Consider the following 22,963-nt stretch of genomic DNA (forward strand, 5'->3'; position numbering starts at 1 on the left):
GTGAACAGTTTTGATTCGTTTATGTATTTGTGAGGATAAAGAAGTTGATATAAAGGAACTTAAAAAGCTTATTAAAGCATTTGGTAAACAACATCCAGAGTATCCTATAGAAATGAAAGTTTTTATGTCTCCATATGATGTACTAGAGTACATCCAAATCAATGGCGGATTTGATATCTACTTGTTAGATATCCTCATGCCAGGAATTGATGGAATAAATTTAGCAAGAAGTATTCGGGAAAGAAAAGAAGCATCCGAAATTATATTTTTAACGATTTCAAGAGAATATGCGCTTGATGCTTTCCAAGTAAAAGCAAGTAACTATTTAGTAAAACCTATCAATGCATCAGAGTTTGATGCAGAACTATTATCAAGTATACAAAAAGTACAACCAATAACTCGTCCTTCCATCATTTTAAAAACAAAAGAAGGATTTACCAAGATTAATCTTCATGACGTTGTATTAATTGAAGGCTATAACCACAAACAAATATGTATCTTTTCCGATGGAAGAACTTTAGAAACAACCTATACATTAATTTCTCTTTATGATAAATTAAAAAACTTCCCGTTCTTCTTTATGCCACATCGTTCCTTTATTATCCATTTAGATTACATAACAGCTATGACTACATCCCATGTAACTATTCTTGGAGGAAGGGTGATACCTATCTCAAGAAACAAGTACAACGATTTAAAAATAGCTTTATTAGAGTATGCTTCAAACAAAGAATAAAAGAAAATTCTAATAAAATCCTGTTATTGACGAAGAGAATACTACATTTCACGTAGGAAATGAAAATTCTCTTTTTTTTCGTATATGATATAGGTAAGAATAGTTTGTCACAAATGTGATAGATATAAAGGAAAGGGTAAGGAAATGACAATGAGAAAAAATGTAATTAAGAAATTGTGTTTATTTGTATTTGCCATAGCCATGGTGTTGTCCAATATACCGCTGAAAAAAGGCTATGCTTCTGGAGGTGAAGTTTGGGTTAATGGTGTGAACATTGTTACTGCGGTGAATCAAACAGTACAGTGTGGAGAAGGAACGGCAACTTATAACGCAACCACGAACACTTTAACACTTAACAATGCGAAGATTACTGAGGTCAATGATATAAAACATGCTATAGAGAATAGAATTAATAGTGATTTTACAATAGTGTTAAACGGACAAAACAATATTGAAATAGAAAGGTATACTGGTGTCTTCTCAGTAGCGAATGCGAATGTGACTTTCACGGGTGAAGGAAGTTTGAATATTGTAGCTGCACAAAGTATATTAAATAAGAAGGACATCATATTTGATGGCGTTACAATTACAGCTTCAACACAAGCAGACGGTTCCATCATATCTGATGGAAATGTAATGGTAAAAAATGGTTCCGATATTACATGTAGCGGTACTTATTTTGGTATAAACGCTTTAGGTAATTTGACAATATCAGACAGTGAAGTAGAGGCAAAAGCAACAGGGACAGAAATGAATGCATTTAGGATAACTGGTCCAATCACGATAGAAAAAGAATCGACTGTAACTGCGGAAAGTGACTTTGTTGCGGTATATAGTACTCAGGATATAACTATCAAGGATAGTTATATTGACGCTAGTTCTAAATCAGACTATAGTATATGGACAAAGGCAGCACTTTCTATAAAGGGATCTGCAGAGGTAATTGCAAAGGGTGCTGAAGGAGTAGGGAGCATTGGAGCTAGGGGTACATTTGTAATTGAACCTACACTTAATGAACGTGTCGAAGTTTATAAGGGCTCAAATGAAAATGATATTGTTGCAGTGGAAGGTTCTCCATTTGCTACAAGTACAGATTTAAAAGCATTAGGAGCAGGAAGTAGTACATATTACCATAGCAAGAAGCATGAACATACTGCAGTAGATACATGGTCAAAAAATGAAACAAGTCACTGGCATGAATGTACTATGGATGATGGAGCAAAAGTAAACCTTGGCGATCATACATGGGATGAAGGTATTGTCACCACACCGGCTACAATCACACAAGAAGGAGTCATGAAACATACTTGTAGTGTTTGTGGTCAAATAAAAACTGAAGTGATACCTAAACTTCCTTCAAAAGACATTCTAGAAAATACAAGCACAGGTACAAAAGCAGAGTATGTGGATGGCAAAGAGTTTGATTCTAGTCTTATCTTGAGTGTTGTTTCTAAACCACAAAATGAGATTGATAACATTAAAAAGAACGTATTAGAAGTTGCTCCAGATACAAGTGTCGTAGGACTTTTTGATATCAAACTTCTAAAAGATGGAATTGCTATTCAACCTGATGGAAGTATGAAAATCAGCATACTTCTTAATGATGAAATGAAATCTATGAAAGAATTGAAAATTATTTATGTAGACAATAATGGAAATGTATCTATAATTCCAAGTGAAGTTAAAGATGGATACATAGAGTTTGTAACAGATCATTTTAGTTATTATGGAGTAATCGGTAAAGTAAGTACAATTGCACCTGTAGTTAAAGAGCCTACAAAACCATCTATCGATACTGGTGATAATACAGCTTTCCAACAATATCTAATGGTTGCGGTAATTAGTGCTGGTGTAGTGTATATGGCAAGACAAAGAAGATTGGCATTTGCTGATATCGAATCATTAGATTGTTTTAAAGGATTCAGAAAAAAAGCAAGGTTCACTAAATTCTTATTTTCACAAGCAGTAAAAGAAATAAAAAATCGCATCTATTTTAAATAGATATAATGAAAACTGAAGTGTGTTAGCTTGTATAGTGACATCTTCAGTTTTTATACATTATGAAAGACGATGAGAGGTTTTGTGAAAACATGGTATAATACTTGCGAATAGATACGTGTGGGAATAGGAGTTCTTATGATAAAAATAGTTGCGGTTGGAAAATTGAAGGAAAAAGCTTTGCGTATGCAGATTGAGGAATATGAGAAACGTCTTCGTCCTTTTACAAAGCTTGAAATTATAGAAGTGAGTGATGAGAATGCTCCACAGACGAATAGTGAAGCACAAAATGAGCAGGTGAAGGAGAAAGAGGGGGAACGAATTTTATCGAAGATAAAAGAGAGTGAATATGTAATTCTGTTAGATTTATGGGGAGAGATGGTAGATAGCGAAACGTTTTCCTATAAAATTGAACAATTGCAAACAAGTGGAAACAGTAATATAACATTTGTTATTGCAGGTTCTTTGGGACCTGGGAAGAATGTATATGAACGATGTAATTATCGTTGGAAGTTATCGGATTTAACGTTTACCCATCAAATGACACGCGTTCTTGTACTAGAACAGATATATCGTGCATTTATGATTCAAAACAATAATCCATATCATAAATAGGAAGAAGGAGGGATATAATGGGAAAAATATTAATGATTATATTTTGTTTATCTGTGTTTATAATTTTAGTAAAAGTGGGTATTGTGTTTCGAGATAAAGTGAAAAAGTTTATAAATAGTGACAAATTTCATGTGTTTAGCTATGTTTTTGAAGATTCAAGAGGAAGTGAAATTACAATTCCTATAAGATATTATGATAGTAACTCTAAATCTAATGAAATATATTTTTTTGTTGCAAACGAGAGTGTATCTTTTCCTTCCCTTCATGTTGATTCAAAATGTGATACAAGTAAGAGAATACTTGCAATAGATTGGCCTGGATTGGGTTTAACAAAAGGAACAAATGTTTATTTATCTCCAAAAGAAAAGGCAAATATTTTAATAACGTTGTTACGTAATTTGGGAATTGATAAGAAAAAAATAATTTTTTTAACTTATGCGGATGGATATGAAATAATATCTAATGCGTTACGTTATGGCTTAAATAAAAATCACAAGAAATTCCATTATACAAAGAAAATAACAGATGTAATTGAGAAAAGAAATAATAAATACATATTGAATTTAATAGAAATAAGATTGCTCCAGTTTATTAATATGATACGTGGAGAAGTCAAGCAAAGCTACACTATATTTAAAAGATTTTTAATAAATGATAGAATGCATTATTTAGTTAAATACGACGTGAAAAAAAACAAGATTAAATGTTTTATACGTAACAAAGAAGTTGTAGTAGTAAAGGGATATGATTTTGATTCTTTAGATATTAAATTCGGGAGAATTAGTGAGCAGACTTTACAGTTGGATAATAATGGTTCTACAAGAGAGGACTTAGTTCACGATGAGGGCTTTATAGCCTTTGCAAAAAACAATATATTTGCGTTTATAACTGCTAGTTTAAGTGCGTTCGGTATAATAAGTCTAGCTCTTAAGATTTTCCCTGACATACAAACTTTAAAATATTATAATATCCCTCTGTATCATATGCATACAAATACGACATTAACTAGTTTATCGTTATTTTTCTCAATGGTCTTTGTTGCTGTAATTATATGTATTTTAAATTTTGTAATAAAGTTTTCAATTGAGAAAGAAAGCTTTGCATGGATTGGAAAAGTCATAAGAAAAATTTTATTATATATAGTTCTGGCGGTGATTATATTCCATTTGCTAATAGATAATGACAATTTCAAAGCGATAGTTCATACGGTGTTAATAATCTATTTGATTAATTATTTTTTATCATTTATAATATGTCGAACAATATTTAATGATCTTAGTTTGATAAAGGTTAATAATATTCAGTTTTGCATAGCTTTTCTAGGTACTATATTAAATATATTGATTATGTTATTGTTCTTTTATTTATTAGTTACCCCTTATCAAAATCATTTGCTTTCTCTCATTATAAAAGAATTTTCTACTATCAAAAATAGTTGGTTTTCATTATCCTTAATTTTATCTGTAGTAATCTATTTAATACAATTTTTTATTGCAGGGATTATTTATGGGATGAATGTCAAACTGAAAGAATATAGCAAAGATGAAAAGAGAATTTTGAAATATGCTATGATAGCTAGCTTTGTAATAGTGATTCCTATATATCTGTACAATTATTTGACAAATGTCACAGAAACTACTTTAAGTAATACTTTTGTTTTTTCTACAAAAGAACAGCTATTTTTGCCGAAAAACAATAACGAAGGTTTCCAATATATATCGATATACCAAAAACAGGATACTAGCATTATAGTTCCAGTAATAGTGGGAAATGATAGCATTTATATTTTTTCAAGCCTATTTGAAGAATTCGATACAAAGAGCTTACATTTCAATACTATAAATTATCCTAATGAATTAAAAAAAGTGGTCGTGTCTGATTGTGATTGGGAATACTTATATAGAACATATGGTAATGAAAATTCAGATAAAGATAAGTTGCAAAAGTTATTCGAAAGTGAGTATACTGATATAAGCAAAATTTGTGAGTTAAAAGAAAAATAGGGACATAGTGAAATATGTGTCAAAAATAAAAGGGCTTAAAGCTTAATGAAACAATTTTCAGTAAAATTTTAAAATAACTTACATTTATGTATTGACTTACAATAGAAATAGGTGTAAATTATAAGAAACCAATGACGGAGAGATAAAACATGATATGCGCTAATAGAGAGTTGCGAATTGCTGGAAACGCGACAGAGATGCAGTCTTGTAAATGGACTCCTAAGGGCAAGGGGAAAAGCGAATGCTTAGTATCCAAGACGTATGCTTACGTTATAAAGCTAGGAATGTGTATGCATTTCGAATGAGAGGATCTCTTCAAATAGGAAAAGATCAAATCAGGTGGTACCGCAGATGAATTTATTCGCATCTGTCCTGTAGTCAATTGACTTATGGACGGGTGCTTTTTTTATATAAAGGAGGTGGTCATTGTGTTAAAGAACACAGAGGAATGGCGATGGCAAAAGCATAGGGTGTATTTCAAAACAAACATGAATCATGTGAACACAATGAGTGAAGGAGAGAAAGAACATGAAAAAATTTATTAAAATGATGGCAGTATGTGTATTAGGAATGAGTGTTATGGCAGGGTGTGGCAGTGAAGATAAAAAGGAAGATAAGATTCCAGTAGTTTCGGTAGCACAGATTGTGGAGCATAAATCTTTGAATACAATTCGTGATAGCTTTAAGGAAGAAATGAAAGAGTTGGGATATGTAGATGGAGAAAATATTAAGTTATCCTTTAAGGATGCGGGTGGACAATCCAATACATTAGATTCAATCATGTCTACGTTTGCAGGAAATAAGAGTGATGTTATTGTGGCAATTGCGACACCGACAGCAATGTCTGCGGCTAAATATAGCAAGGATATTCCAATTGTTTTCTCTGCTGTATCAGATCCAGTAGGAGCTGGCTTAATGAAAGATTTAAATAAACCTGAGAATAATATCACGGGTACAAGTGATGAGATTCAGGTGGATCAAATTCTTGATTTGGCGTTGAAAGTGAATCCAGATTTAAAAACACTAGGATTTATTTACAATACAAGTGAAGCAAACTCAGTTTCTAATCTTGAAAAAGCGAAGAAGTTCTGTGAGGAACACAACATTACTTTAAAAGAAGGTAGTGGGGCAAATATTACCGAGATTCAAAGTGCAGTGAGTGTGTTAACAGAAGAATGCGATGCAATCTTTGCGCCAAATGATAACACCGTAGCAAGTTCTATGAGCGCATTGGTAAATGAAGCAAATAAGAAAAAAGTTCCAGTATATACAGGTGCAGATTCTATGGTAAGTGATGGTGGATTTGCGAGCGTGGGAATTGATTATACAAATTTAGGAAAAGAAACTGCGAAAATGGTAGATGCGATTTTAAAGGGAAAAGATGTAAAAGATTTACCAGTAAAAGTGTTTAAGACAGATTTGAATATTTATGTGAATGAGAAAACAATGAAAGAGTTAGGAATTACATTACCAGAGGATGTCGCAAAAAGTGAAAATCTTGTGAAGATGTAATTGTAGAGAGAGGATGAGCATACATGGCATTTAGTACCATACAGACAGCGGTTTTATTAGGACTGATTTTCGCAATCATGTCCCTTGGGGTTTTTATTTCATTTAAGATTTTGAATATTCCGGATTTAACAATTGATGGAAGCTTTACGACAGGGTGTGCAGTATCTGCCGTGTTCGCTTCTCAAGGACATCCATTTTTAGGACTGCTGTTTGCGATGGTGTGTGGAGGATTTGCTGGTATTGTTACGGGTGTTTTACAAACCAAATGTAAAGTACAGGCGATCTTGGCAGGAATTTTGACCATGACTGCTCTTTACTCAATCAATCTTAAAATATTAGGTGGTATGCCAAACGTTTCTTTGTTTGGAAAGGAAACAATTTTTACACCATTTGAGAATATATTAGGAGAATATACGAATTTAATTATTGTGGGTATAATTTTAATGGTATTGATTTTGGTGTTGTATGTGTTCTTGAAGACACAGTTGGGGATGAGTTTACGTGCTACGGGTGACAATGAAGCTATGGTAAGGGCATCTTCTATTAATTCAGATACAATGAAGATTATGGGGATTGCGATTGCGAATGCTCTTGTGGCTCTTGGAGGGGCAGTGTTTGCCCAGAATCAAGGGTTTGCGGATGTGAGTGGTGGTATTGGTATGATGGTGGTTGGATTGGCTTCTATCATCGTAGGAGAAGCGTTTATACGTCGTAGGACAATGGCGTTTCAATTTCTTGCGGTAATTATAGGTGCCATTGTCTATCGTTTTATATTAACGGTGGCGTTGCAGTTGGGAATTGCGTCTAGTGATATGAACTTATTCTCTGCAGCGTTAGTTGCGTTGGCTATTTCATTGCCGTATTTGAAGAATAAAAGGAGGAAACATCATGCTTGATTTAAAAGATTTATGTGTAACGTTTCATCCTGGAACGGTAGATGAAAGAGTTGCGTTAGATCATGTTTCCTTCCATGTGGAAGATGGAGATTTTATTAGTATCCTTGGGACAAATGGGGCTGGTAAGAGTACCTTGTTGAATGTGATCAGTGGAACTGTGGGTGTAGATAGTGGACAGATTCTATTAGATGGTAAAGACTTAACATATTTGCCAGAGTATAAAAGAGCGAAAGATGTGGGAAGGTTGTTTCAAGACCCTTTGAAGGGAACTGCACCTAATATGAGCATTGAAGAGAATTTAGGACTTGCATATAGTCGTGGGAAGAGAACAACGTTAGCTCAAGCGATTAAAAAAGGGGATCGTGCATTCTTTATAGAAAAGTTGGGACAACTTGGGTTGGGATTGGAAGATCGTTTGTCGACAAGAGTAGGATTGTTGTCGGGAGGACAAAGACAAGCATTAACGTTGTTAATGTCTACCATCGTGACACCAAAATTATTACTCTTGGATGAACATACGGCAGCACTTGATCCTAAAACAGCACAATCAGTTATGGATATTACAGATAAAATTGTGAAGGAACATCATATTACAACATTGATGATTACGCACAATATGAAACAAGCACTTGCCTATGGCAATAAGACCATCATTTTAAATGAAGGAAAGATTGTAAAAGTATTAGAAGGGGAAGAACGCGCAAAGACTACGGTGGATGATTTGTTGAATATGTACGATTTCATATAGATTACAGAAATTGGAAATGAGTCTTTGCACTCATAAAAAGAAAATCATGATAGTATAATGAACATGCAGGAAGTTTTTCAAGTAAAAAATATCACGAAAAAAGATGCGAAAATTACGATATTTTAACTTGACTTTTCTGTGTGTTTTTGCTTTTACATACATTTATTACAAGATTTGTGTAAACGCATACAAAAAGTGAAATTTTATCACAAAAAAGGTGGAAATTTATCCAAAAAGACTTTATACTTAATGTATAAACAAATTCCTAAGGGGGGATTTAACATGAGACAAAGCAACATGTTGGCTATGATATTAGCCGGAGGGCGCGGAACGCGACTATACGCCCTTACAAAAAAAATCGCAAAACCTGCAGTTTACTATGGTGGAAAATATAGAATTATCGATTTTCCTCTGAGTAATTGTGCAAACTCGAACATCAATGTAGTTGGTGTACTAACACAGTATGAATCTGTTCTTTTAAACTCTTATGCAGCAGCTGGTCAGCGTTGGGGTTTAGATGCAAAAGATAGTGGTGTGTATGTATTGCCTCCTCGTGAAAAAGATGGCGCTGCTTTTGATGTGTATCGCGGAACTGCAGATGCAATTTCACAAAATATCGATTTCATTGACAGTCACAATCCGGAATATGTATTGATTCTGTCTGGAGATCATATCTACAAAATGGATTATTCTAAGATGTTATCTTGTCATAAAGCGAACAATGCGGATGCGACCATTGCGGTACTTCCTGTGCCTATTAAAGAGGCAAGTCGTTTTGGTATTATGAATACTGATGAACAAGGACGTATTGTTGAGTTTGAAGAGAAACCAGAACATCCTAAGAGTAATTTAGCTTCTATGGGTATTTATATCTTTGATTGGAAGTCTTTACGTAAAAAATTAGTGGCGGATATGGATGATCCAAATAGTAGCCATGACTTTGGTAAAGATATTATTCCTGCAATGCTAGATGAAGGAAAGCGTTTGGTCGCTTATCGTTTTGAAGGGTATTGGAAAGATGTTGGTACGGTAGATTCTTTATGGGAAGCAAATATGGATCTATTGAGTAAAGATAACGAGTTGGATTTAAATGATCCTAACTGGAAAATCTATACGGAAGATGTAGCAACAGTTCCACATTTTGTAGGACCAAAAGGTAAAGTGAACAACGCTTATATCAATCAGGGATGTTTGATCAATGGAGAAGTTAATAATTCTGTATTGTTTACGAACGTTGAAATTGGTGAAGGCGCTGTAGTAAATGATGCTGTATTGATGCCAGATGTTGAAATTGGTGAAGGTGCAGTGGTGCATCGTGCAATTATTGCACAAGGTGTTAAAGTTGATCCAGGAGCTGTTGTGGGAGATCCTAACAGTGAAGAAATTGAACTGGTCAGCAAGAGAGTGAGGGGTGAGTAAGTATGTGTAATGCATTTGGAATTGTGAATTTCGAAGGACAGAGCGTACATGTAAAAGCAATGCAGGACTATCGTCCTATCTCAGCGTTCTCATTTCTTGGAAGATATCGTTTGGTAGACTTCCCTATCTCAAATTTAAGTAATAGTGGTGTAAATCAAATCAAAGTATTTGTGAAGACAAATCCTAGAAGTTTATTAGAACATTTAGGAACTGGTCGTCATTATAATATCAATTCAAAACGTGGAAAACTTCATATTTTACCAGCAAAGAGCATGGATGAAAATGATTTCTATAGCAACGATATCAATTCTTACATGTACAACATGCAGGCAATTGAACAAGTGAATACTCCATATGTGATTTTAATGCCTAGTCATATGGTATATCGTCAAGATTTTAGTGATCTATTGGATGTGCATATTGCAAGTGGTGCAGATATTACAATGTTGTATCAAAACGTAGACAATGCAAAAGAAACATTTATTAACTGTGATACGTTAGAGTTAAATAAACAAAAAGGTGTTCTTGCGATTGGAAAGAATAGAGGAAATGCAAAACAAAGAGCGATTTCTTTGGAAACTTACATCATGAGCAAAGAGTTGTTTATGGAACTTGTGGTAAAAGCAGCAAATATCTCTTCTCTTTATTGGTTTAGAGATATCGTAAATGATGAATGTGCAGAGTTGGATATTCGTGGTGTTGCGCATCGTGGATTTGTAGCTTGTATCAATGACTTTAAGAGTTATTACAAAGCAAACATTGATTTGTTGGATTATGATAAAGCAATGGATTTATTTGCGAATGATTGGCCAATTTATACAAGAACGAATGATTCTTGTCCAACACAGTATTCCTCAGGTGTTCATGTGTCAAATAGCATGGTATCCAATGGATGTATGATCAATGGTGATGTAGAGAACAGTGTCATTGGTCGTGGAGCAGAAATCATGGAAGGTGCAGTGGTGAAAAACTGTGTAATTCTTCCAGGCGCTCATGTTGGTGAAAATGTTCATATTGAAAACGTAGTTGTGGATAAACAGGCGAAGATAACGCGCAAAAAAGAACTTATTGGATTACCTGAACAACCACTATACGTAAAAAGGAATGATAAAATCTAATGGCAAGAATTTTAATGGTTGCGGCAGAAGGTCTGCCATATATCAAGAGTGGAGGATTGGCTGATGTAATTGGTTCACTTCCACAAGAGTTGGTGAAAAAAGGACATGAAGTGCGCGTTGTGATGCCTCTGTATGCACCAATAGCAAAGAAATATCATAGCACTTTCCAATTGGAAGCGCAGTATAGTGTTTCCATTGCGTATCATGAAGTACCTGTCAATGTATTCTCTTGTATGAATGGAAGTGTGAAATTCTATTTCATTGAGCATAAGGGATACTTTGAAAGAGATGCTTTATATGGGTATATGGATGATGGAGAACGTTTTGCGTATTTCCAGAAAGCAGTTATTGAAATGTTGAATCAGTTGAATTATTTCCCTGAAATCATGCATAGTCATGATTGGCATACGGGAATGATTCCAGCAATGTGCAAAGAAGGACATAGCTTTGATGAACGTTACCGTAACATTTCGCATGTGTATACCATTCATAACTTAGCATATCAAGGAAACTTTGGTGTGGAAATGTTGGATAGTTGTTTAGGACTTGATTATCGTATTTTCGATAATGGAAATGTACGATATGATGGTGGTATTAGCTTTATGAAATCTGGTATCTTATATGCCGATAAAGTAACGACTGTATCTCCTTCCTATTCCCAAGAGATTTTAACTCCTCAATATGGGGAACATTTGGAAATGGTATTGAATATTCGCCGTTATGATTTATGGGGTATTACCAATGGAATCGATATTGAGTATTGGGATAGTAAAGCAGATCCAGAAGTACCATATCATTTCAATAAAGTAAACGTTAAGAAAGCGAAAGCTTTAAATAAAGAAGCGTTACAAAAAGAGTTAGGTCTTACGGTAGATTCTGGTGTGTTATTAGTAGGAGTTGTATCGAGACTTACTTGGCAAAAAGGATTTTATCTATTGATGGAAAAACTACATGAAATATGTGGTATGCCAATTCAACTTGCAGTATTGGGAAGTGGAGAGGCAAGCATCGAAGAAAAAATGGCACAATTAGAAGCAGGCAATAAAGGAAAGATAGCATTCTATAAAGGGTACAATGAATCTTTAGCGCATCGTATTTATGCGGCAAGTGATTTGTTCTTGATGCCTTCTTTGTTTGAGCCATGTGGAATATCTCAATTGATATCTATGCGTTATGGAACATTGCCGTTGGTACGAGAAACTGGTGGTTTAAAAGATACAGTGACTCCATTCAATGAGTTTGAAAAGAGTGGAAATGGCTTTAGCTTTGCGAACTACAATTCAGATGAATTGGTAAGTGTTCTTTGGAAAGCAATTCATGTATACTACGATTGTCCAGAAGATTGGAAGACGTTAGTACGTAATGCGATGAATACTGATGTAAGTTGGGAAAAGAGTGCGAATACGTATTGTCAATTGTATGCGCAGTTACATCCATAAGCATCTAGAAGGGGTCATGTAAATGACTCCTTTTTTAAAAATCATAGAAAGGAACTGAGTATGGGAAAATTAAGTGGTAAAGTGGCTCTTATTACAGGGGCGTCAAAGGGTATTGGTGAAGGTATTGCGAAGGTGTATGCGAGTGAAGGTGCGAACTTAATATTGTGTGCGCGAGGAGAAGAGACAAAAACTCTATGTGAGACATTGGAGCGTATATATGATATAAAAGCAATCTTTGTGAAAACGGATGTCTCTAATATGCTAGATTGTAAAGAGGCAGTGCGTGTTGGTGTAGAGATGTTTGGCACAATTGATATTCTTGTGTCCAATGCGGGTGTTTGTCGTTTAGGAAACTTCCTAGAGGCAAGTAGTGAGGATCGTGATTTTCATTTGGATGTGAATGTTAAGGGAACTTGGAATATTGCACAAGCAGTTTTGCCTATAATGGTGGAGAAGAAGTATGGTAAGGTTGTGATTATGAGTTCTGTGACAGGATATATGGTTGCGGATTGTGGGGAAGCAGGATATGCGATGAGTAAAGCTGCCTTAATTGGACTGACCAAAGCATTAGCTAGAGAGTTTGCGGATAAAAACATTACTGTGAATGCAATTTGTCCAGGATATGTGGATACTCCAATGGCAGATAGTATTGCCTTAGCAAGTGATGAAAAAAATCCACAGAGTGTAAAACAAGGAATCGCGGATGCGACACCAATTGGACGTTTGGCAGATCCTTGTGAAGTGGGAGATTTAGCTGCGTTCCTTGGAAGTGATGAAAGTCGTTATATCACAGGTACACAAATTGTGATCGATGGAGGAAGCACGCTTCCTGAAACGGTGAGTGTTGGCGTATGATGCGTGATCCACAACTTACCATAGGGAATTTAATCGATAAACAAAGCGTCGCATATATTAGTTCAATCGATGAAGATGGGTTTCCAAATACAAAAGCGATGTTAGCGCCAAGAGTGAGAGAGGGGATTAAGACATTTTATTTCACAACCAATACCTCTTCAATGCGTGTTCAACAATATCTAAAGAATAAAAAAGCATGTATTTACTTTAGTGATAAACGTTTCTTTCGAGGCGTGATGTTACTTGGAGAGATGGAAGTACTAGAAGAGGATACATACAAAGAGATGATTTGGGAAGAGAAGGACACGATGTATTATCCACAGGGTGTTCATGATCCAGATTATTGTGTATTGCGTTTTACAGCACATAAAGGTAGGTTTTATAGTGCCTTTAAGTCGGAAACATTTGAAATAAAATAAAGTAGAAAGAACATAAGTTAAAGTATTTATGAAAATATTTTCAAACTGTCTTGACTTCGTGTTCTTTTCTCATTATAATTGATTAAAATATCGTTGATAAATTAGGAAAGTATCATGACGAATATAAAGAAGGAGATGTATAAAATGGCATACTATTTTGATGAACCCTCTCATACATTCAGTGAATATTTAATTGTTCCTGGATATTCAAGTGCAGATTGTACTCCTGCAAATGTTTCTTTAAGAACACCTTTGGTAAAATTTAAAAAAGGTGAAGAATCACCAATCTATTTAAATATCCCTATGGTATCTGCAATTATGCAGTCTGTATCAGGTGAAAAGATGGCATGTACTTTAGCTAGAGAAGGTGGATTGTCTTTTATTTATGGTTCACAATCAATCGAAGATGAAGCAGCGATGGTACGTCGTGTAAAAATGACAAAAGCAGGTTTTGTGCATAGCGATTCTAATATTCGCCCAGACGCAACACTTGCGGAAGTTTTGGCATTAAAAGAAGAAAATGGTCATGCGACTATGGCTGTAACAGAAGATGGTACAGGAAATGGTAAACTATTAGGTATTATTACAAGTAGAGATTACCGTGTATCTAGAATGGATGAAAATTCTAAAGTATCTGACTTCATGACACCATTTGAAAAATTAATCTGTGGTAAAGAAGGATGTACATTAAAAGAAGCAAATGATATTATTTGGGACAATAAATTGAACCAATTACCAATCATTGATAACAATCAGAACTTGGTTGCGTTTGTATTCCGTAAAGATTACGATTCTCACAAAGAAAATCCTAGTGAGGTATTGGATGCACAGAAACGTTATTTGGTTGGTGCAGGTATCAATACAAGAGATTATGAAGAACGTATCCCTGCGCTTGTAGAAGCAGGAGCTGACGTGTTATGTATTGACTCCAGTGAAGGATTCAGTGAATGGCAAGCAATTACGTTAAAATGGGTACGTGAAACATATGGAGACAGCGTAAAAGTTGGTGCAGGAAATGTTGTGGATGCGGAAGGATTTAGATTCTTAGCAGAAGCAGGTGCTGACTTTGTGAAGATTGGTATTGGTGGAGGATCCATCTGTATCACTCGTGAACAAAAAGGTATTGGTCGTGGACAAGCAACCGCAACAATTGAAGTTGCGAAAGCTCGTGATGAATATTTCGAAGAAACTGGTATCTATGTACCAATCTGTTCCGATGGTGGTATCGTACATGATTATCACATTACACTTGCTTTAGCAATGGGTGCTGACTTCGTTATGTTGGGTCGTTACTTCTCTCGTTTTGAAGAATCTCCTACAAAGAAAGTTACTATCAATGGTACTTACATGAAAGAGTATTGGGGAGAAGGTAGTGCACGTGCACGTAACTGGCAGCGTTATGATATGGGAGGAAGTAAAAAACTTTCATTCGTAGAAGGTGTTGATTCTTATGTGCCTTATGCTGGAGCATTAAAAGACAATGTGGATTTAACCTTAAGTAAGGTAAAACATACCATGTGCAACTGTGGTACATTAACAATTCCAGAATTACAGAAAAATGCGAAAATGACGCTTGTATCTTCTACTAGTATTGTAGAAGGTGGAGCACATGACGTTGTAGTAAAAGATAATACAATTGATGCGAAAGTGAAATAGAGAAGTTCCTAGTGAACTTCTTTTTTCTGTCATCATGGATGAAATATGATATTTGCATGGTTTCCAATAAATGTATATAAAAGTAAAAATTAATAAAGAAATTTAGGAAGTGTTCATAGTTTTTTAACACTTCCTTTTGTATATCTCGTTATTCAACACTAACTGCGATACAATGACAGTGTTGAATAAATTGACACAAGAACTGTTGAAAGTATTACAAGTGTCAATTATTCAACAATTTTCTTGTTTTGTGTCGCGTTTTTTTGAAAGAAAAGACTCGATTGCATGTACTCATTATAATGAAACCATGAAACGTGGTTCAAGGAGGTGAGAAATAATGAGTTATATAAGTTCGAAAGTACAAATAGCACAGCATATGAAAAAGATTAGTAAAAATATCAATATGGATGAGTTATCTGTATTTACAACGATTCATATATCCAATGCTTTGAATCAATCAAGAACACTAACATCACAATATTTGAATGAATTAGTAAAAGAAGAAACCGTAATAAAAATAAGTTCTCGTCCCGTGTATTACTTTGATCGTAAAGAATTAGAAAAGAAGTATCATGTGGAATTTCAACAGATAGAATTTCTTAGTGTACGTGAATTCTTTAAAGCTCTTCAAGAGAATAGTCCTACACTGTTAGATTTTCAAAAAGCTATCGGAGCGGAAGGAAGTTTGCAATATGGTATCTCACAAATAAAATCTGCACTATTATATCCAGATGGTGGTCTACCTGTACTATTGTATGGAGAAAAGGGTTGTGGAAAAAGCTATCTTGTTCGTTTATGTCATGAGTTTTGTATCAATCATGGACTATCTGATAATAAAGCAAACTTTATTAAGATGAAAGTGATGAAGACAAGTGATGGAATTTCGTATAAGAAAGAGTTGTTTGGTTCTTATGATGAAAAAAGCAATGAACTTATCAAAGGAACAATAGAACGCGCGGATGGAGGAATCCTCTATATCCAAGATGTAGATTACTTGAGTGAAGATTGTCAGGAACAACTTGCGGATTATGTAAAGAGTGGAAAAATTGTCCGTGATAGTGAGAAGAAAATCATAGTGGAATGTAATACAAGAATTATTATGAGTTGTCATGATGATCCTCAAAATTTATTATCACAAAGCTTACTATTAAATGTTCCCGTTATTTGTAATATCCCCCCACTTAGAAACCGTAACGATGACGAGAAAAAGAGTTTCATCATCAAATTCTTTAGAGAAGAACAAGAACATTTAGATTTACCAATCTATATGCAAGAACGCATGTTGAGCTTATTGTTGGAATATGAATTTGAAAATAATATTAACGAACTAAAGAAATGTATCACAACGATATGTGCAAATGCTTATGTAGAAGCAAAGAACGAGCCTCAATTAAATGTGTACATGTACCATCTTCCAGTAGAAATATTGAGAACTGTGAATATTGCTTTATCACGTAAAGAAGATGAAGGAATGTTTCGCGTGGATTTATTAGATCAACATACAAATAATGATCAAGTGATGAATATGTGGAATCTTCTATTAGAGGTATATAAAAAGAATGCAGATTCCTTTCCGTCCTTTTTGTTGGATGGTCAAAAGATACTACGTCATTATTATGATTTCTTAATCTTTAAGGAAAATTATTCTGATGCTCGATTGAGTGCAATTGAAAAAATAGTCTTTGATATTTTGAATGCTGTGAAATCTAGCAGAAATATCAATCTTCCAGTGAATTGTGGATATGTTCTAACAAGGATGATTTTATCTTCACAGAAAAACTTCTCACGTTATCGTGAGTGGGAAAGTGATCATCGAGAAGAAATTAAAGATGCACTCGCTGTTTTACATAAAGAGATGTTAAATGAATATATTTTATCAGAGTTGATATTGAAACAAATACAATCTCATTTAAATATCACATTGCATGATATGAACTTGATTTTCTTAATCATGAACATACATGTGTACAACAAAGATATTCATAGTCAAGATACGATTGGGATTGTATTGAGTCATGGATATTCAACAGCAACTTCCATAGCGGATGCGGCTAACTCCTTATTGTCGATGTATCTATTTGAGGCAATTGATATGCCTTTAGATACTTCTATTCAAGAAGTGAATGATAAACTGAATGCATTTATCAGTGATAATCGTCATATCAAAAACATCATTTTATTGGTAGATATGGGATCACTAGAGGATATTGGAAGTGAAATTGCAGGTAGTGTGAATGTAGGTGTTATCAATAATATATCGACATCACTTGCCTTAAATATTGGAACGAAAATTCTACAACACTATGAATTAGAAGAGATATTAAAAGTAGCTTGTGAAGAAGCACAATGTCACTACAAAGTGTTATCGGTTGCGAAAAAAGAAAAAGCAATTGTATTTACAAATGATGCAGGTGTTGTTGTCGCAGAAAAGTTAAGTAGTTTATTTCGAAAAAGCTTACCTAAATCTATTGAATTAAAGATGATCGAATATGATTATGATGAATTGTTAAAGCATGGAGATAACGATATACTCTTTCGAACATATGATGTTGTTTTAATGATAAAGCCATATCATTTGAAACTTAAAAATGTGAAGAGTGTAACCTTGGAAGAAATTATGAACTTTAAAGACATTGATATTGTAAATCATGTGTTAAGGGAATATTTGAATCCTGAAGAAATTGAACAATTTGATCAAGTACTCTTAAAAAATTTCTCTTTGCAGTCTGTAATGGAAAATATCACCATACTAAATGCACAAACATTACTCGATCATGTATCTGATTCTATGAATGCACTGCAACATATTATGAATCGCAAGTTTCAAAGCAAAACGATTGTAGGAATCTATATACATATTTGTTTCTTAGTGGAACGTCTTGTGACTAAGACTGCATTGGAAAACTACAAAGAGTTGCATGATTTTGAAAAGAATCATCAAACCTTCATAGAAAATGTGAATCGTAGTTTCGATGCTATGTTATGTCACTATCACGTAAAAATGCCTGTAAGTGAAATTGCATATTTATACGAATATATAGAGCATGATGATGTTGGAGGGCAAGGTGAAGATGAATTTTAAAGAGCGTATTGCGGGAATGAATCAACATTATCGTTATTACCATCTAGAGACATTCTTCGCAAGATTACAGGAAGCAGGGATTCACTATGCTCAACTTTGGTGTGGACCGATGCATTTCTATATTGATCATACACGCCACGATGATGTTCAAATTTTAAAAGAATTAGAAGCCAAATATAACGTATCAATCATTGGAATTTGTCCTGAACAAACAAACCCTAAGCCGTATAACATTGCGTCAAAAGATAGGATAGAAGAAGTATTTGCCTATTATCAACAAATCATAGAGGTAGCAAGCTTACTTGGATGCAACCAAGTATTAGTAACAAGTGGTTGGGCGTACCTTGATGAAGATAAAGAGGAAGCATGGTTGCGTTCTATCACCATGATGAGGCGTATTGCGAACCTAGCAAAACAACATGCAATATGCTTGGTGATGGAAGCACTGCAACCAGATGAATCGATTTTAGTAAATACAGTACAAGATTTAAAACGCTATTTTGATGAAGTACAACATGATGCATTGCAAATATGTATTGATTTTGGAGCAATGGCACGTGCACAAGATACAATCCAAGATTACTTTGAAACATTCCCAAATCAGATTGCTCTAATCCATTTCGTTGACGGAAATCCAACAGGCCATCTTGCTTGGGGAGATGGAGATAGAAATTTAAAAGAAGATTTAAAGCAATTAGAGAAGTATCAATATAAAGGCTTTTTATCACTAGAGACAGCGTCTTCTCGATATTTTCAAGAACCTTGGATGGGAGAAAAAACGACATTGAAGACATGGAAGAAAATAGAAGGAGAATGCTTATGCGACATTATATTATAGCAAGCCATGGCAGATTTGCCTTAGGGATTTATGAATCTGTAAAAATTATTCTTGGAGAACAAGAGAATGTACATTTGATAACTGGTTATGTAAATGGAGAAACAGATATTAAAGAAACAATTAAAAATACAATACACTCCATTCCTACGGAAGATGAAATTATAGCATGTAGTGATTTGTTAGGAGGAAGCGTTAACAACGAACTGATGAACTATATCAACAGAGAAAAGTTCTATTTGATTACAGGAATGAATTTACCACTGTTAATGAATTTGTTCTTATACAAGGATCAAGAAGCAGATGTGTTGATACGAAGAGTATTACCAGAACTGAATAGAAGCATTGTATATTGCAACATTTGTGAACAGATAAGTGAAGAGGAAGAATTTTAAAAGAAAGGAGGAATTCAAATGATTAAACTTTGTAGAGTCGACCATCGATTATTGCATGGGCAAGTTGCATTTTCATGGACGAATGCTGTTGGTGCAGATTGTATATTGGTAGCGAGTGATAGTGTAGTGGATGATGAAATTTGGAAAACAACATTAAAACTAGGAAAGCCTGCGGGTGTGAAATTAGTTATCAAAAATATAAAAGATTCCATTGAATCTATCAACAGTGGAGTTACGGATAAGTATAAATTACTCATCGTTGTACAAAGCATACAAGACGCAAATCGCTTAAGTGCAAGTTGCTCAAGTATTACAAGTATTAATCTTGGTGGTGCGAAGAAACAAGATGGATATCGACAGATTTCAAAAGCTGTTTATGTTGGAAAAGACGAAGAAACAGCAATTCGTGAAATGTTAGAAAGAGGTTTGGAGGTGGAAATTAGACAATTAGCTGCAGATACAAAAACTCAAGTTTCATCTGTTTTGTAAAGAAAACATAAGGAGGAAAATATGTTAACAGCAATTTTAATTGGGTTTATTGGGGCTTTGGGGGTATTAGATTATCAATTCGGTTCTCTCTATATCAACCGTCCAATTGTGTTAGGTCCGCTTGTTGGTTTGGTCTTAGGAGATCTACAACAAGGATTGATCATAGGAGCAAACTTAGAATTATTCTTTATGGGTGCCGTTAGTATAGGTGCTTATATCCCACCTGATTCTATCGTTGGTGGAGTGCTAGCGACTGCATTTGCAATTTCTACTGGTCAAGGAACAGAAGCGGCGATTGCACTAGCAATGCCAATTGGTTTAATTTCTCTTGCAGTAGGAAACTTCTTGAATATCTTTAACTCATTCATTTTACGCTGGACAGATAGCTATGCAGAAAAAGGAAAATACAAAGGCATTATGACAACGCACTTTATGATTGGTATGTTAAATACCATGCGTCGTTTCCTACTTGTATTCTTTGCATTCTATTTAGGTGTAGAAAATATGAAAGGTCTTATTGATGCAGTTCCACAAGTGTTGATTGATGGTATGTCTGCCGCTGCTGGATTATTACCTGCACTTGGATTTGCAATGTTGATGCGTATGATTCTAACAAAGCAAATCATTCCTTACTTCTTCTTAGGATTTATATGTTCAGCATATATCGGTATGCCAGTACTTGGTGTAGCAATCCTTGGTGTTGTAATTATATTTGTTCAATTTGGTTTCTTGAATCCTAAAAATGGGACATTAGCAACAGAAACACAAGGAGCAAAGGAGGTAGAAGACGATGACTTCTAATTACAAGGTTACGAAAAAAGATTTAAATAAAATGGCCGTAAATGTAGGTTCATTAGGTATGGAGTATTCTTGGAACTATGAACGTCAAATGCATATCGCATTTGCCTTGATGATGAATCCTATCTTAAGAAAAATATATGCAGATGATTCAGAAGCATATCAAGATGCATTAGTACGTCATGTTGAATTCTTCAATATTACACCACAGTTCGCTCCTTTTGTTGGAGGCGTAGTTGCCTCTATGGAAGAAATGAAAAAAGCTGGAGAAGTAGATGGAGAAGCTATCTCCAGTATTAAAACAGCTTTGATGGGACCTTTATCTGGAATCGGTGATTCTATCTTTGTTGGATGTATTCGTATTATTGCATTAGGTATTGGGTTATCTTTCGCACTGAATGGAAATCCAATAGGTCCATTGCTATATTTCTTAATTTATAATATTCCAGCATTCATTGTTCGTTTTGGTGGAGCACAGTTGGGATATAACTTAGGATTCAGTTACTTAAGTAAAATGCGTGAATCAGGCATGATGGATAAAATCCTACTTGCTGCTGGTATCCTTGGTATTATGGTAATTGGTGCAATGTGTAAAGACATGGTGTATACAGGAATTGCATTAAAGATTGGTAGCGGTGAAACCGCAACTGAATTACAAGGCATTTTAGATGGCATTATGCCAGGTATGATAGGTCTTGGTGTTACTTGGATTTATTACTGGTTACTAAAGAAAAAAGTAAATCCACTTGTATTGATTGTTTGTACTATGATCATTGGTATCGCAGGTAAAGCGGTAGGATTATTCTAGAGAAAGGAAGGACAAATAGAAATGAAAAAGTTATTGAAATTTAATGAAGAAGCATATAGAGAAAGTGCAAAAGAAATACGCAAGGCTAGAAAAATCGCAGAGGATATTGCGGATAAAATAAGCAAGGAAGGCTTTGAAAATATCTTCTTTACAGCAGTTGGTGGATCATTATCCCCAATGATGGCGATTGATGAATTCGCAAAAGAACTTACTACCATTCCTGTCTATGTTCAACAAGCTGCGGAGCTATTAACTTGTGGAAATAAAAAGTTAAATAAAAACTCCATTGTAATCACACTTTCAAAATCAGGTGATACAAAAGAAAGCGTTGCGATTGCGAACGCATGTAAAGAAAATGGTATTCGTACAGTTTGTTGTACAGGGAACGAAGATTCTCCACTCGCAAAAGCATGTACTTACATGGTGCCTATGAAACACAAAAATGGAGTTGAGTATGAATATATTCTGTTATATTGGTTATTCTTCCGTTTATTACATAATAAAAAAGAATTTGATAACTATGAAGCATTTGCGGATGGATTATCAAAACTACCAGAAAACCTATTAAAAGTGAAAGAGCAATTCGATGAAAAAGCTGAGAAAATTGCAGCTGTACATTATGATGCACCTATTCAATATTGGGTTGGTGGTACTGAAATGTGGGGAGAAACATACTTATTCTCCATGTGTATCTTAGAAGAAATGCAATGGATTAAAACAAAAGCAGTCACAAGTGCTGAATTCTTCCATGGTACTTTAGAATTGATTGAAAAAGGTATTAGCGTCTTCTTAATCAAAGGAGAAGGAAAAGGAAGAGCATTAGATGAACGTGCACAAAAATTCTTAGAGAGCCATACGGATAAACTAGTGGTTATTGATACTGCAGAATATGCACTTGATGATATGCCAAAAGAGTTCCGTTGGATTGTAGCTCCTCTTGTTTGTTCAACATGTTTAGTGGATCGTTTAGCGGCTCATTTAGAAGCACATACAGGTCATAATTTAGATTATCGTAGATACTATCGTCAATTTGATTATTAGAAGCAAGAAAGTTCTGAGTAAAATCAGGACTTTTTCTATTGACATTACTTTTCTAACTGTATATACTGTTATTGTAGAACAATAACAGTTAGAGACCGAGG

At 34.6% G+C, this 22,963-nt stretch carries 20 protein-coding genes; all 20 read left to right on the forward strand.

Annotated features, from left to right (window positions below; genetic code table 11):
• Positions 1–10 precede the first annotated feature (10 nt).
• Positions 11–736 carry a LytR/AlgR family response regulator transcription factor gene (locus ACWG42_RS05780; protein WP_455790754.1) on the forward strand — a complete coding sequence of 242 codons (726 nt, stop codon included), beginning with the start codon at positions 11–13 and terminating at the stop codon, positions 734–736.
• A 150-nt stretch (positions 737–886) separates the two neighbouring features.
• Positions 887–2,737 (forward strand): hypothetical protein, encoded by a 1,851-nt coding sequence (locus ACWG42_RS05785; protein ID WP_455790756.1) that lies wholly within the window; start codon positions 887–889, stop codon positions 2,735–2,737.
• A 135-nt stretch (positions 2,738–2,872) separates the two neighbouring features.
• The gene (gene rlmH / locus ACWG42_RS05790; RefSeq protein WP_455790758.1) at positions 2,873–3,349 is read left to right on the forward strand and encodes a 23S rRNA (pseudouridine(1915)-N(3))-methyltransferase RlmH; all 477 of its coding nucleotides are present in this window, start codon (positions 2,873–2,875) and stop codon (positions 3,347–3,349) included.
• Between the two features lie 17 nt (positions 3,350–3,366).
• The gene (locus tag ACWG42_RS05795) at positions 3,367–5,352 is read left to right on the forward strand and encodes a hypothetical protein (protein ID WP_455790760.1); all 1,986 of its coding nucleotides are present in this window, start codon (positions 3,367–3,369) and stop codon (positions 5,350–5,352) included.
• 528 nt (positions 5,353–5,880) lie between these two features.
• Positions 5,881–6,864: an ABC transporter substrate binding protein gene (locus ACWG42_RS05800; protein WP_455790762.1), complete on the forward strand. Its 984-nt coding sequence runs from the start codon at positions 5,881–5,883 to the stop codon at positions 6,862–6,864.
• 23 nt (positions 6,865–6,887) lie between these two features.
• Positions 6,888–7,760 (forward strand): ABC transporter permease, encoded by an 873-nt coding sequence (locus ACWG42_RS05805; protein ID WP_455790764.1) that lies wholly within the window; start codon positions 6,888–6,890, stop codon positions 7,758–7,760.
• Positions 7,753–8,508 (forward strand): ABC transporter ATP-binding protein, encoded by a 756-nt coding sequence (locus ACWG42_RS05810; protein ID WP_455790766.1) that lies wholly within the window; start codon positions 7,753–7,755, stop codon positions 8,506–8,508. Before ACWG42_RS05805 ends, ACWG42_RS05810 begins: the two co-directional genes overlap by 8 nt.
• A gap of 282 nt (positions 8,509–8,790) precedes the next feature.
• Positions 8,791–9,927 (forward strand): glucose-1-phosphate adenylyltransferase, encoded by a 1,137-nt coding sequence (locus ACWG42_RS05815; RefSeq protein WP_455790767.1) that lies wholly within the window; start codon positions 8,791–8,793, stop codon positions 9,925–9,927.
• 2 nt (positions 9,928–9,929) lie between these two features.
• The gene (glgD, locus tag ACWG42_RS05820) at positions 9,930–11,045 is read left to right on the forward strand and encodes a glucose-1-phosphate adenylyltransferase subunit GlgD (protein ID WP_455790769.1); all 1,116 of its coding nucleotides are present in this window, start codon (positions 9,930–9,932) and stop codon (positions 11,043–11,045) included.
• Entirely contained in the window at positions 11,045–12,484 is a 1,440-nt protein-coding gene (gene glgA, locus ACWG42_RS05825; protein ID WP_455790771.1) for a glycogen synthase GlgA, read from the forward strand. The genes glgD and glgA overlap by 1 nt, the downstream gene beginning before the upstream one ends.
• Positions 12,485–12,544: 60 nt before the next feature.
• The gene (gene ucpA / locus ACWG42_RS05830; RefSeq protein ID WP_455790773.1) at positions 12,545–13,339 is read left to right on the forward strand and encodes an SDR family oxidoreductase UcpA; all 795 of its coding nucleotides are present in this window, start codon (positions 12,545–12,547) and stop codon (positions 13,337–13,339) included.
• Entirely contained in the window at positions 13,336–13,758 is a 423-nt protein-coding gene (locus ACWG42_RS05835; protein WP_455790775.1) for a pyridoxamine 5'-phosphate oxidase family protein, read from the forward strand. The genes ucpA and ACWG42_RS05835 overlap by 4 nt, the downstream gene beginning before the upstream one ends.
• Positions 13,759–13,902: 144 nt before the next feature.
• Complete coding sequence (locus ACWG42_RS05840) at positions 13,903–15,414, forward strand: IMP dehydrogenase (RefSeq protein ID WP_455790777.1); 1,512 nt, start codon at positions 13,903–13,905, stop codon at positions 15,412–15,414.
• Between the two features lie 337 nt (positions 15,415–15,751).
• Positions 15,752–18,496, forward strand: a complete 2,745-nt coding sequence (locus tag ACWG42_RS05845) for a sigma 54-interacting transcriptional regulator (RefSeq protein WP_455790779.1) — start codon at positions 15,752–15,754, stop codon at positions 18,494–18,496.
• Positions 18,486–19,334, forward strand: a complete 849-nt coding sequence (locus tag ACWG42_RS05850) for a sugar phosphate isomerase/epimerase family protein (protein WP_455790781.1) — start codon at positions 18,486–18,488, stop codon at positions 19,332–19,334. Before ACWG42_RS05845 ends, ACWG42_RS05850 begins: the two co-directional genes overlap by 11 nt.
• Positions 19,316–19,726 carry a PTS sugar transporter subunit IIA gene (locus ACWG42_RS05855; RefSeq protein WP_455790783.1) on the forward strand — a complete coding sequence of 137 codons (411 nt, stop codon included), beginning with the start codon at positions 19,316–19,318 and terminating at the stop codon, positions 19,724–19,726. The genes ACWG42_RS05850 and ACWG42_RS05855 overlap by 19 nt, the downstream gene beginning before the upstream one ends.
• Before the next feature lie 18 nt (positions 19,727–19,744).
• On the forward strand, positions 19,745–20,215 hold the full coding sequence (locus ACWG42_RS05860; RefSeq protein WP_455790785.1) for a PTS sugar transporter subunit IIB: 471 nt from the start codon (positions 19,745–19,747) through the stop codon (positions 20,213–20,215).
• Positions 20,216–20,236: 21 nt separating this feature from the next.
• Positions 20,237–21,016 (forward strand): PTS mannose/fructose/sorbose/N-acetylgalactosamine transporter subunit IIC, encoded by a 780-nt coding sequence (locus ACWG42_RS05865; RefSeq protein ID WP_455790787.1) that lies wholly within the window; start codon positions 20,237–20,239, stop codon positions 21,014–21,016.
• Positions 21,006–21,821, forward strand: coding sequence for a PTS system mannose/fructose/sorbose family transporter subunit IID (locus tag ACWG42_RS05870; protein ID WP_455790788.1), 816 nt, complete (start codon positions 21,006–21,008; stop codon positions 21,819–21,821). Before ACWG42_RS05865 ends, ACWG42_RS05870 begins: the two co-directional genes overlap by 11 nt.
• 21 nt (positions 21,822–21,842) lie before the next feature.
• On the forward strand, positions 21,843–22,862 hold the full coding sequence (locus tag ACWG42_RS05875) for an SIS domain-containing protein (protein WP_455790789.1): 1,020 nt from the start codon (positions 21,843–21,845) through the stop codon (positions 22,860–22,862).
• Positions 22,863–22,963: the final 101 nt, after the last annotated feature.

The sequence above is a fragment of the Amedibacillus sp. YH-ame10 genome (assembly GCF_053848885.1).